This is a genomic window from uncultured Sulfitobacter sp. (assembly GCF_947499945.1).
In the GTDB taxonomy this organism is placed as follows: Bacteria; Pseudomonadota; Alphaproteobacteria; order Rhodobacterales; family Rhodobacteraceae; genus Sulfitobacter.
Window position 1 is genome coordinate 1,157,241 of the sequence record NZ_CANMQD010000001.1, and the last position, 10,560, is coordinate 1,167,800.

The 10,560-nt window shown below is 55.6% G+C and carries 11 protein-coding genes and 1 tRNA gene; 5 read left to right on the forward strand and 7 right to left on the reverse strand.

Annotated features, from left to right (window positions below; all coding sequences use genetic code 11):
- The first annotated feature begins 436 nt into the window (after positions 1-436).
- Positions 437-2,110 (forward strand): ABC transporter substrate-binding protein, encoded by a 1,674-nt coding sequence (locus Q0775_RS05805; RefSeq protein WP_298858412.1) that lies wholly within the window; start codon positions 437-439, stop codon positions 2,108-2,110.
- A gap of 121 nt (positions 2,111-2,231) precedes the next feature.
- On the opposite strand, the gene Q0775_RS05810 is transcribed toward Q0775_RS05805, so the two are convergent.
- From Q0775_RS05810 to clpS, 6 genes are all read right to left on the reverse strand, one after another.
- Positions 2,232-3,122, reverse strand: coding sequence for a helix-turn-helix transcriptional regulator (locus Q0775_RS05810; RefSeq protein WP_298858413.1), 891 nt, complete (start codon positions 3,120-3,122; stop codon positions 2,232-2,234).
- Positions 3,123-3,290: 168 nt separating this feature from the next.
- Positions 3,291-3,367, reverse strand: a tRNA-Met gene (locus tag Q0775_RS05815).
- Between the two features lie 66 nt (positions 3,368-3,433).
- A complete protein-coding gene (gene hemF / locus Q0775_RS05820; protein WP_298858414.1) occupies positions 3,434-4,324 on the reverse strand; it encodes an oxygen-dependent coproporphyrinogen oxidase in 891 nt (296 codons plus the stop codon).
- A 79-nt stretch (positions 4,325-4,403) separates the two neighbouring features.
- Positions 4,404-5,204 carry an SDR family oxidoreductase gene (locus Q0775_RS05825; RefSeq protein ID WP_298858415.1) on the reverse strand — a complete coding sequence of 267 codons (801 nt, stop codon included), beginning with the start codon at positions 5,202-5,204 and terminating at the stop codon, positions 4,404-4,406.
- A gap of 9 nt (positions 5,205-5,213) precedes the next feature.
- Complete coding sequence (locus tag Q0775_RS05830; RefSeq protein ID WP_298858416.1) at positions 5,214-6,209, reverse strand: methyltransferase; 996 nt, start codon at positions 6,207-6,209, stop codon at positions 5,214-5,216.
- Between the two features lie 3 nt (positions 6,210-6,212).
- The gene (gene clpS, locus Q0775_RS05835; RefSeq protein WP_298858417.1) at positions 6,213-6,551 is read right to left on the reverse strand and encodes an ATP-dependent Clp protease adapter ClpS; all 339 of its coding nucleotides are present in this window, start codon (positions 6,549-6,551) and stop codon (positions 6,213-6,215) included.
- Positions 6,552-6,641: 90 nt separating this feature from the next.
- Between clpS and Q0775_RS05840 the strand changes: the two genes are divergently transcribed.
- The 3 genes from Q0775_RS05840 to Q0775_RS05850 all read left to right on the forward strand — a co-directional run bounded on the left by Q0775_RS05840 (position 6,642) and on the right by Q0775_RS05850 (position 9,443).
- Complete coding sequence (locus Q0775_RS05840; protein ID WP_298858418.1) at positions 6,642-7,364, forward strand: HAD family hydrolase; 723 nt, start codon at positions 6,642-6,644, stop codon at positions 7,362-7,364.
- Positions 7,351-7,674 carry a hypothetical protein gene (locus Q0775_RS05845; protein WP_298858419.1) on the forward strand — a complete coding sequence of 108 codons (324 nt, stop codon included), beginning with the start codon at positions 7,351-7,353 and terminating at the stop codon, positions 7,672-7,674. The genes Q0775_RS05840 and Q0775_RS05845 overlap by 14 nt, the downstream gene beginning before the upstream one ends.
- 239 nt (positions 7,675-7,913) lie before the next feature.
- Positions 7,914-9,443 (forward strand): serine hydrolase, encoded by a 1,530-nt coding sequence (locus Q0775_RS05850; protein WP_298858420.1) that lies wholly within the window; start codon positions 7,914-7,916, stop codon positions 9,441-9,443.
- Here Q0775_RS05850 and Q0775_RS05855 read toward each other — a convergent pair.
- Positions 9,440-10,315: a LysR family transcriptional regulator gene (locus Q0775_RS05855; protein WP_298858421.1), complete on the reverse strand. Its 876-nt coding sequence runs from the start codon at positions 10,313-10,315 to the stop codon at positions 9,440-9,442. The genes Q0775_RS05850 and Q0775_RS05855 overlap by 4 nt on opposite strands.
- 91 nt (positions 10,316-10,406) lie before the next feature.
- Between Q0775_RS05855 and Q0775_RS05860 the strand changes: the two genes are divergently transcribed.
- Positions 10,407-10,553 carry a hypothetical protein gene (locus Q0775_RS05860; protein WP_298858422.1) on the forward strand — a complete coding sequence of 49 codons (147 nt, stop codon included), beginning with the start codon at positions 10,407-10,409 and terminating at the stop codon, positions 10,551-10,553.
- Positions 10,554-10,560 lie beyond the last annotated feature (7 nt).

The following is a 10,560-nucleotide window of genomic DNA, read 5'->3' on the forward strand; positions in this document are numbered from 1 at the left end:
CATGTCTGCCCGATCAGTCTAAAACTGTTCCTCGCTTAAAACCTGACAAAATAGACGGCTTTATGCATGCAAAGCCCGGCAACCAAACGCATATGGGCCGCTAACACAATCACGACACCCAAGAAGCGCATGTGTCGGTAATGATCCAATTATCGGCCAGGGGTCCAATTATCGGCCAGGGGTTGGAATGGCGCTTGCGTGTCCTTACTTGAACTAGAGACGCGGACAGCGTCTGGCTGTGCAGTTTTGTGCCGCAGGGTTGACGGCAGCAGCTTATGCGCTGATCATCGGCCCACTCCAACGGGTTTCGCATATGTGCGCGGAATTGTTGGCAACCAAAGCAGGAAAAACCTGCAAACACCAAACCCGCAAAATCGGGTCTTACGTGGCAGAGCTCTTAACCGGCGCCGCCGCTTGTACAACAGAGAGGAAGAATATGACATTCACCACACGCACCGGAAAGCCGCTGCCGCAGTCCATTTTGGACCATGCCGAGCACGCGAAAGCCGATCCGGTCAACCGTCGCGAGTTTTTCTCGATGGCCACCGCATTTGGTGCCACGACAGCAACCGCTTATGCCATGATCGGCATGGCCGCACCAGCGCATGCCGACGCGCACGCCAACAAGAAGATGGGCGGCACCGTCCGCATGCAAATGGAAGTTCGCGCCCTCAAAGATCCACGTACCTACGACTGGTCACAGATCGCTAACTTCTCACGCGGCTGGCTGGAATATCTCGCTATCTGGGAGAACGACGGCTCCTTCACCCCTGCCCTGCTTGAGAGCTGGGAAATCAACGATGACGCGACTGAGTACGTTCTGAACGTACGCAAAGGCGTAAAGTGGAACAATGGTGACGACTTCACCGCCGAAGACGTTGCACGAAACATTACGGGCTGGTGTGATAAATCGCTCGAGGGTAACTCCATGGCGGGCCGTTTCGCTACGCTGATCGATGCGACCACAGAAAAAGCCGGCGAAGGCTTTATCGAAGTTGTGGACAGCCACACTGTCAAACTGAACCTGCCAGCGCCAGACATCACGCTGATCGCAGGCATGGCCGACTATCCAGCTGCGATTGTGCACAGCACGTTTACAGCAGACTCCATGCTCGACAATCCTATCGGTACTGGCCCTTACCTACCAGAGATGCTCGAAGTGGGCGTCAAAGGTGTGCTGGTCAAAAATGCTGATCACACATGGTGGGGCACAGAAGTCACAGGCGGACCCTACATCGACCGTCTGGAATACATCGACTATGGCACAGACCCGTCTGCGTGGATTGCAGCCGCCGAGGCCGAAGAAGTCGACGCATTCTACTCCATGGAAGGCGATTTCATCGATATCCTCTCCGGCCTTGACGGCTGGAATGAGCATTCTATCGCGACAGCATCTACCATCGTAATTCGCCCAAACCAATTGGCCGAAGTCGACGGCAAAAAGCCCTATGCAGACGTTCGTGTACGCAAAGCGCTTGCCATGGCTGTTGATAATGCTGTTTTGCTTGAGCTTGGCTATGCTGGCAAAGGTTTGGTTGCAGACAACCACCATGTTGGTCCGATGCACCCCGAGTTTGCTGAAATCCCGCCACGTGTCGTTGATCCAGCAGCTGCGCTTGCCCTGATGGAAGAAGCAGGTATGGCCGATTTCGAACACGAGCTGTTCTCGATCGATGATGCATGGCGCAAAGATACCACCGACGCCGTAGCAGCACAGTTGCGTGACGCTGGTATCAAAGTGAAGCGGACAATCCTGCCTGGTTCCACCTTCTGGAATGACTGGGTAAACTACTCGTTCTCCTCCACAAACTGGAACCCACGCCCGCTTGGCGTGCAGATCTGGGCACTCGCCTATCGCTCAGGCGAAGCATGGAACGAGGCAGGTTGGTCCAACGAGGAGTTCGACGCACTGTTGACCAAAGCACTGGCAACGCCAGATGTGGAAGCACGCCGCGAATTGATGGCCGTAGGTCAGAAGATGATGCAGGACGAAGGTGTGACGATCCAGCCGTATTGGCGTTCGCTCTACAACCACACAAAAGAAGGCCTGACAGGTGCAGCGCATCACATCAGCTTCGAATACCACCCTGCACGGATGGCTTGGAGCTAAACCTCTTCGCTATAAATCGCAAAAAATAAGAAGGGCCGCGAAAACGCGGCCCTTTTTTGTGGTGAAATAGGAAAGCATTTCATCCGAAGTTATACCAGTCTGAGACAGACGGGCCACGAAGCTAGATTGGCAAAAATTGCTTTTCCGCAATCAAAGCGACAAGATCGCGTACCGACTGCTGCGCAGGACGCGCACCCGTATCCAACTGCGCTTGAGCACGGGCATAAAGCGGTTCACGCGTATTCATCAAAGATGTGATCTGAGCCAGTGCCTGTGTTTCGTCTCTCACAGGCTGCATCGCGCCCTGCGCCCTCACACGGGCCACATGCTCAGCAGGAGACGTTCTGAGCCATATGGTATGGAACTGCGCCAAGAGGCGTGTGTACGGTGTCTCCTGCTCGACCAAACCACCAGAAACAGAGAGGATCAACGGACCGCTCATCTTGATTACTTTTTCGAGGGCATCCGCCTCCAAGCGGCGGTAGCCATTGGCGCCATAGAGCGACAGCACTTCTGACAGAGGCATGCCTGTCTCATCTTCAATCATGCTGCTGAGTTCGATAAAAGGTATGCGCAGCGCCTCCGCAGCACGGCGGCCCAACGTAGTCTTGCCTGCACCGCGCAACCCCATCAGGCAAATGCGCCCCGGACGCGGGCCGACAGGCTTGTGGGCATTCAACAATGCCTTGACAGATTCGCGAACATTGTCTGGCGCACGCTCAAATAGCTGCGCAATCCGTCGCGCTTCGGGGTCAACTGAAATTTGCTGTGCAATCAAGGCCTCGATTGGCATCTCAAGCGCCCGTGCAACACGTTCCAACAGCGCAATAGAGATATTACCCTCACCCGCTTCCAACTGCGCCAGATAGCGCGGAGAAACGCCTGAAAGCTCGGAAACAACGCGACGCGGCATGCCTTTTTGCTTGCGCACTTCACGCACACGACCCGCCACCCTGCTGATGAGCGCGTGGCGGTCCAGATCATTCTGCTGTGGCGTGTCAGGATTATTCATAATCTACACATAGCGCAGGTTAGAAAAACACCAAACTGTTTTATACTCTGCACGATTCAAGTTACCGGAGGGAGTACATCGACCATCGTGATGCCTCAATTGATAGGCTTCAGTCACTGGATTTCCAAGAACGGCCGCGCTCAATCGTAGTATGTTATGAGGGGATTGTGGTGGCGTTACCTGGATTTGAACCAGGGACCTAACGATTATGAGTCGTTCGCTCTAACCAACTGAGCTATAACGCCGCCGTGCGGGTGAACTATGATAGCCACCCGCCTGCGTCAAGCCAGAAACAACATCCAAGGTGACGCTTAAACCCACTTCGCCAGTGGCGGCAGGCTCATCAGCACTGCATTGGCGTCATGTCCTGTCTCAAGACCAAATTTAGTGCCCCGGTCATAAACCAGATTATACTCGGCATAGAGGCCACGGTGGATCAGCTGCGCATCCTTATCCGCTTCGGTCCAGTCCTGCGATTTACGCTTTTCCACCAGAGGCACATAAGCAGGCAGGAAGGCACGGCCAATGTCTTGCGTCAGAGCGAAATCCGCCTCCCAGTCCCCTGTATTACGGTCGTCCATAAAGATGCCGCCAACGCCACGTGCGCGGTTGCGGTGCGGGATATAAAAATACTCGTCCGCCCATTCCTTGAGCATAGGGTAAATCTCTGTGCCGTGGGGGTCGAGGTGCTCTTTCTGCGTGGCGTGAAAATGTGCTGTGTCCTCGGCGTATTCGATACATGGGTTGAGGTCGGAGCCACCTCCGAACCACCACGCACCCGGTGTCCAGAACATCCGCGTATTCATATGAACCGCAGGCGCATGAGGGTTTTGCATATGCGCCACAAGACTGATGCCAGCCGCCCAAAACCGTGGGTCATCCGTCATACCGGGCACCCCGCGTGCGGCCATCGCCTTCTGTGCACGCTCGCCCAGAGTTCCATAGACGGTCGAGATGTTCACGCCAACCTTCTCGAATACGCGACCGCCGCGCATCACACTCATCAAACCGCCCCCCGCGTCAGAGCCATCGTCAGAAGTACGTGTTGTCTCGCTCACGTCAAAGCGACCGGGTGCCATGTCGGTGAGCGGCCCCTCGACGTGGGTATCTTCAAGATTTTCAAATGACGCGACAATCTCGTCGCGTAGGGTACGAAACCACGCGGCTGCGCGGGCTTTTTCAGTCTCGAAGGGTGCAGTCATAGCATGGCTCTCTGTCAGAAATTTCTGACACTCTTACACCATACTTATTTAAACGTGAACAGAAGCAACATGATGCACATTAATGCGCAGGAGCAGACACCGCATCCAATAAAGAACGACCGCCATCCACGACCATGACCTCTCCCGTCATAAAGCTGGAACTGTCAGCAGCCAGGAATTGCACCGCCTGCACCAGCTCTTGAGGCGACGCGATGCGGCCCAGCGGCGTATGGTTGCGAATATCATCGCGCCACTCGCGATTCTCGGCGACCGAGGCCTTGAGTGAGGCAGACATGACCGAGCCAAACGCCACTGCGTTCACACGAATTCGGTGTGGTGCAAGTGCAAGCGCCAAGGAGCGGGTCATCTGGTCGAGTGCTGCTGAAGCGATGGAATAGCCCATCAACTCTGGTGTTGTGTGGTGGGCGGCAGTCGAGCTCAGATTGATGATCGAGCCGACTTGCCCCTCTGGCTGGTCTTCTGCCTGTTTCATCATCCGCTTTGCCACTTGTTGGGACAGGCGCAGGGAGGTCATCAGGTTCTGCTCCAACAGCAATTCGACCGATGTATCATCTACATCAAGCGCTTCGGTCGGGATCACCTGCCGCGATGCATTTACAAGAATATCCACCTGATCAAAGGCGTCAATTGTCGCAGACACAAGATTGGCAATGGTCAAGCGCTGGCGTAGATCGCCTGCGAAAAAGCGGATGTTGCCCTCGTCCCGCGCCTCGCCCAGTTCTTCCTTGAGCTTCTTCTCGTCCATATCAGCGCACATGACATTGGCGCCCTTGTCCGCAAACTCCCTTGCAATTGCGAGGCCGATGCCGTTGGCGGCACCTGTAACAATCGCGGTTTTACCAGAGATAGAAAATGACATGACGTGTCCTTATTCGCGGCGTTTGCGCAGGGGGCGTGAAGCATGAAACAGCTTGAACCGCGCATCACTGCCGATCTCGTCCACCTGAATGAAACGTGTTTTCAACTCTGCTTCGTAAGGCAAATGGCGGTTTGCCACCATCCACAGATGCCCTTGGGGTGTCAGCAGTCGCGCGGCCGAGGCGACAAATGCCTGTCCGATCTGCGGCTCGGCGGCCCGGCCTACATGGAACGGCGGGTTCATTACAACTGTATCGATCTTATGCGCAGGCGACCAATCTGTGCCATCAGCCCAATGAAACTCGGCGCGCGGGTCGGTGACATTGCGGCGCGCGCATTCAAGTGCTGCGTAATTGGCCTCAACCAGATGCACAGCCTCAACTCCTTCGCGCTGCAACACATGCGCCGAGAGGAAACCCCATCCCGCCCCCAGATCGCAGACCTGTTTGCCAATCTTGGCAGGCAGTGCATCAGCCAGCAACGCAGAGGCCAGATCAACCCCGTCAGCGGAGAACACCCCCGGAGCCGTCCAGAAACCGCCATCGGTCAACGTGGGACCAGCGACCCAATCCGCGAACTGGTCCGCTGCGGGCTCTGTAATCCAGAACAGCTTTCCATGGGCTTTGGTCACAGGGCCCTGCACCGTAACACGACTGCGCATCACTTTGAGGATACCCTCAACGCCATCGGTTTTTTGACCGTCAATTACCACGAAACCGTCGCTCAATGCACAGGCCATCGCGATCATCGCACGCGCCTCGACTTTAGCACGGGGCAGGCACACAACCACAGCGCTGTAGCGCCCTTCGGCTGTCACAGCAACGGTATAATCCCGCGCTTTCCATGCGGCATAGGCAGGGTAAAAGTCGTGGATAATCTCCGCACGGTCTTTGGGAATACCATCCAGATCAAGGTCGGCCGAAGGACCAAACACAGCAATACGGCCCTCAGCGGGCCATTCAAGGCCGCCACCATTCAGGGCCAGCGGCAAACGCGAATCGAGCATCGCTTATTCTTCTTTTTCCATAGTACATTGCAGCGGGTGCTGGTGACGGCGGGCGAAGTCCATGACTTGCGCCACTTTCGTCTCTGCGATCTCGTGACTGAAGACACCCACAACGGCCAGCCCTTTTTTGTGCACGGTCAACATAATCTCAAAGGCTTGGGCGTGGTTGAGGCCAAAAAAACGTTCTAAAACATGCACAACGAATTCCATCGGCGTGAAATCATCATTCAGCAGCATCACCTTATAAAGCGGTGGCCGCTTCGTCTTAGGCTTCACTTTGGTCAGCAGTTCGGTATCGTCATCGTCCTGCGGGCCAGCCATGGTAATCGGATCAAGGTGCATTGCTGCTCCTGCGTGAGGTGAATGTGCATCGGGATGTTATCTCGTCTATATAACGTGAAGCCCCGTTTAGAAAAGAGGCATGGCGCCAATATGTCCCAAACCCTAACGACAATCGGTTTCGATGCCGACGATACGCTGTGGCACAACGAGCGTTTCTTTGCGCTGACCCAAGGGTATTTTGCCGATCTTCTGGTCGATCACACCGATCGTGACACCCTGATGGCGCGGCTGCTGGAAGCAGAGCGGCGCAACCTGCCGCACTACGGCTTCGGGATCAAAGGGTTCACCTTATCGATGATCGAAACAGCCATCGAAGTGACCGATGGTCGTGTTCCCGCATCAGTGATCTCCGAACTGCTGGACGCAGGCCGCGATATGCTCAGTCACGCGGTGGAACTTCTCCCCCATGCCGCCGACACCGTCGAGTATTTGCGCCACAAATATAAAGTCGTCGTGATCACAAAGGGCGACTTACTGGACCAAGAACGCAAACTGGCGCAATCAGGGCTGCGCGCGCTGTTTGACGGGGTCGAAATTGTCTCGGCCAAGACGCCAGAGGTCTACTCCCGTATTTTCGCCACCCATGGCACAGGGGCCGATCAGGGGATGATGGTTGGCAATGCCATGGCCTCTGACGTGGTGCCAATGATTGCGGCGGGAGGTTGGGGTGTGCATGTACCCCACGGCCTTACATGGGAGATTGAACATGCGGAAACACCACAGCATGATCGCTTTCATGAAATCGCCGATCTGGCACACCTGCCCCCGCTGATCGACGCACTGTCTCAAGGAGAGCACTATGCCCCAAGCTGACCTAAGTTATTCGACCACCGTGAAATTTGACGTGCCCGCTGTCTTGGCGAAGATCGAGGAGGTGATCGGGACACATGACACCTCGTCAGGGGCGTGTAAGGGACGCGCACATGCTCTCGACATCACACATCACGATCATGTTCTGCTGCGTCTGCGGATGCTCGACAAACCGCACCGCGACGTTGCATTCATGCAAGGGTTGCTCACCGCGCTGCAAGAAGCGCTGCGCGAGATGATCTCCGCGCCTTGCATCATTGGCGTAGAGATCGGATTTCTGGAGCGGCATTATGCCTCCCAAACCTTCACCTGAATCACCTGTCTGAAATGAGGCAGAATGCGCCCAAATGCTGCCACATTGTCGCCACAATGGCGGGTGTTGTGTCTGAACGGTGAAACCTGTCCATATGTGCTATGCTGCAGCGCGGAAAATTGCCTAAATCCTTTCAATCAATGGGTTATCAGGATGCCTTTTCCATGCTACATTTTCCTCAATAAATAATATGGCCACTCGAAAAATCGGGGGTCTGAGGCAGATTAAGGCAGGTTATCATGAAGGTGCGGCGCATGCAGCCGGCCCGTTTTGGGCTATTGATTTTGGCGGCCATTTGGTTTTTCGTCCTCGTCCCGATGAGTGCGAAAGCGGCTCCCTACGCAGCTTATGTTATTGACGCGCGAACGGGCGAGGTTTTGCACGCGCGCAATGCCGAGACGCGCTTACACCCTGCGTCCCTGACAAAAATGATGACCCTCTATATCGCGTTCCAAGCAATCGAGCGGGGCGAGATTTCCCTAGACACCAAAGTACGGATTTCAAAGACAGCCGCAGCAGAGCCCCCCAGCAAGCTTGGCCTGAAGGCAGGACAAAGCATCGCGTTGCGCTACCTCATCCGTGGCGCGGCTGTTAAATCCGCTAACGATGCCGCGACAGCCATTGGTGAAGCGATCTCGGGCTCGGAAGCACGGTTTGCCCGCCGTATGAACCGCACCGCCAAACAACTCGGCATGACCCGTACGACGTTCAAGAATGCACATGGCCTCACCGAATCAGGTCACCAGTCGACTGCCCGGGACATGACGGTAATGGGCCGCCATCTGCTTTATGACTTCCCACAATACTATAACCTCTTCTCGCGCATCACGGCCGATGCTGGCGTGCGCAAGGTGAGCCATACAAACCGCCGCTTTCTTAATGAGTACAAAGGCGCAGACGGTATTAAAACGGGCTACACTCGCGCCGCAGGATTTAACCTTACTGCATCGGCGGAACGCGGCAGAGAACGCATTATCGTGACGGTATTCGGTGGGAAATCGACAACATCGCGCAATGCGAAGGTGGCCGAATTGATGGATCTTGGATTTCGGCGCGCCCCGTCTCGAGCACGGGTAAAAAAGCCCGAGGCGCCGGCCTATATCGCGGAAGCAAAGCCAGAAAACGTAGCGCCGAAATCGAACGATACGCCTGCCCCCGGTGCAAAAGGTAAAACCATACGTCTTATCCGTGCGGTCAAAACTTCACATAGACCCAAACTGCGCCCGGGTTTTGAAGCACCAGTCGTGGTAGCGGAGGCCGTAAACACGGATCCAATTAGCGACGTTCTAAGCTCTGCGATTGAAGCAGCCGTCGCCCAAGCTGTAGAACCCGTTGCCGTGCCCCAAGCAAAGCCAGCACCAGAGCCAGAAGCGCTACCAATAATCCAAAATGCCTCGCTTGTTCTCGCAGCAGCAACAGAATCTATCCGGCCGGCATTGCGGCCAAAAGGTTTGGTTGTGATCGGTGCAAAACCTACTGCTAAGAAAGAGGCCGCGCCTCAAGAAGTTGTCACACGCGTGTCGACATCAGGGGGACGCCATTGGGGCGTAAACGTTGGTCGCTTTGGCAGTCGCTATGCCGCCGAAAAGGTCCTGATCAAAACAGCACTTGCTGAGATGGCCACCCTCGATGGTTCGTTGCGAAAAGTTATCCGCAAGCCGCAAGGATTTGACGCAAACTTCCTTGGGATGACGCGGGAAACTGCTGATCTGGCTTGTCGGCGACTCAAAGCCCGCAATGTCAGCTGCTTTATGATCGGGCCAGGCTAAGGGGCGCGTGCCTCCCGCTTGAGCCACGTCACAAATGCCTTGAGCGGGGCGCGAAGTACACCGCCCCTCGTCACCATGTGGTATCCTGTTGCTGCATCTTGTTCCTCGTGAAGCACCCTTAGCCGCCCCGCCTCGATGTCGCGTTCGACAAAGCGGCGGACAGTCACTGCAACCCCCTGCCCGTCCCGCGCACCATCAACCAGCAGGTTGCCGGGCACCCGCATGAGCCCAGCCGCGCGTTCCGTGACCCCGTGCTTCTCGAGCCAGCTTGTCGATTCTGAATTTCCGAACTCTTCAATCCAAGGAAACTGCGCCAAGGCTTCCAGATCACAACACTCCAAGTCACCAATCAAGCTCGGCGCACCAACGACAACCATCGTGCTCTCCCACAACAGAGTTGCATCCACATCAGGCCAACTTCCTTTGCCAAAGCGGATAGCAAGATCTATGCCATCAGGGCTAAGTGTGACAACATCAGCTGTGGGATCAATCATCAGATCAATTTCCGGATGCGCTGAACGAAATCCGACCAATCGTGGCATCAACCACCGCGCGGCAAATGTCGGCGTTGCGGAGATATGAAGAGGCCGCGCATCGCGGGCACCCGTAACCGTGGCCACCCCTTCGCCCATTTGCTCAAACGCACGGCCAAGGCTTTGCGCCAGCTGCTCCCCTTTCGAGGTGAGTTTGAGCGCACGGCCTGAGCGGTCCAGCAGGGCGACATTCAAATGCGCTTCCAACACCCGTAACTGCTGACTAATCGCTGCGTGGGACACCCCCAGCGCATCCCCTGCGCCAACAACATTCCCGTTTTGTGCAAAAGCCGAAAAGGCGCGCAACGCAGACAAGGGAGGGAGGTCACGCCAATTCATATGTCATATTTCCTTACATATAGAAATGATCCATGAGTCGCATTCACGCCCCGTTCCGTCAACTATGGAAGCATACATAAGGAGAAAGACCATGATCAACATTTACGCTCAAACCTTCATGCACGCAACGCGGACCAGCGAAATCTGTGTGCAAGACGTCCCATCCGTTCCTGAGGCAAAGCGCCATCGCTGGTTCACACGCCGCAAGACGCGCTGCATCAATCCGATGAAATTGTAAGGATTTC

What these genes read in the sequence shown, in the direction of transcription:
- Q0775_RS05805 (WP_298858412.1), top strand. Translation starts at nt 437, where the DNA reads ATGACATTCACCACACGCACCGGAAAGCCGCTGCCGCAGTCCATTTTG.
- Q0775_RS05810 (WP_298858413.1), bottom strand. Translation starts at nt 3,122, where the DNA reads ATGAATAATCCTGACACGCCACAGCAGAATGATCTGGACCGCCACGCG.
- hemF (WP_298858414.1), bottom strand. Translation starts at nt 4,324, where the DNA reads ATGACTGCACCCTTCGAGACTGAAAAAGCCCGCGCAGCCGCGTGGTTT.
- Q0775_RS05825 (WP_298858415.1), bottom strand. Translation starts at nt 5,204, where the DNA reads ATGTCATTTTCTATCTCTGGTAAAACCGCGATTGTTACAGGTGCCGCC.
- Q0775_RS05830 (WP_298858416.1), bottom strand. Translation starts at nt 6,209, where the DNA reads ATGCTCGATTCGCGTTTGCCGCTGGCCCTGAATGGTGGCGGCCTTGAA.
- clpS (WP_298858417.1), bottom strand. Translation starts at nt 6,551, where the DNA reads ATGCACCTTGATCCGATTACCATGGCTGGCCCGCAGGACGATGACGAT.
- Q0775_RS05840 (WP_298858418.1), top strand. Translation starts at nt 6,642, where the DNA reads ATGTCCCAAACCCTAACGACAATCGGTTTCGATGCCGACGATACGCTG.
- Q0775_RS05845 (WP_298858419.1), top strand. Translation starts at nt 7,351, where the DNA reads ATGCCCCAAGCTGACCTAAGTTATTCGACCACCGTGAAATTTGACGTG.
- Q0775_RS05850 (WP_298858420.1), top strand. Translation starts at nt 7,914, where the DNA reads ATGAAGGTGCGGCGCATGCAGCCGGCCCGTTTTGGGCTATTGATTTTG.
- Q0775_RS05855 (WP_298858421.1), bottom strand. Translation starts at nt 10,315, where the DNA reads ATGAATTGGCGTGACCTCCCTCCCTTGTCTGCGTTGCGCGCCTTTTCG.
- Q0775_RS05860 (WP_298858422.1), top strand. Translation starts at nt 10,407, where the DNA reads ATGATCAACATTTACGCTCAAACCTTCATGCACGCAACGCGGACCAGC.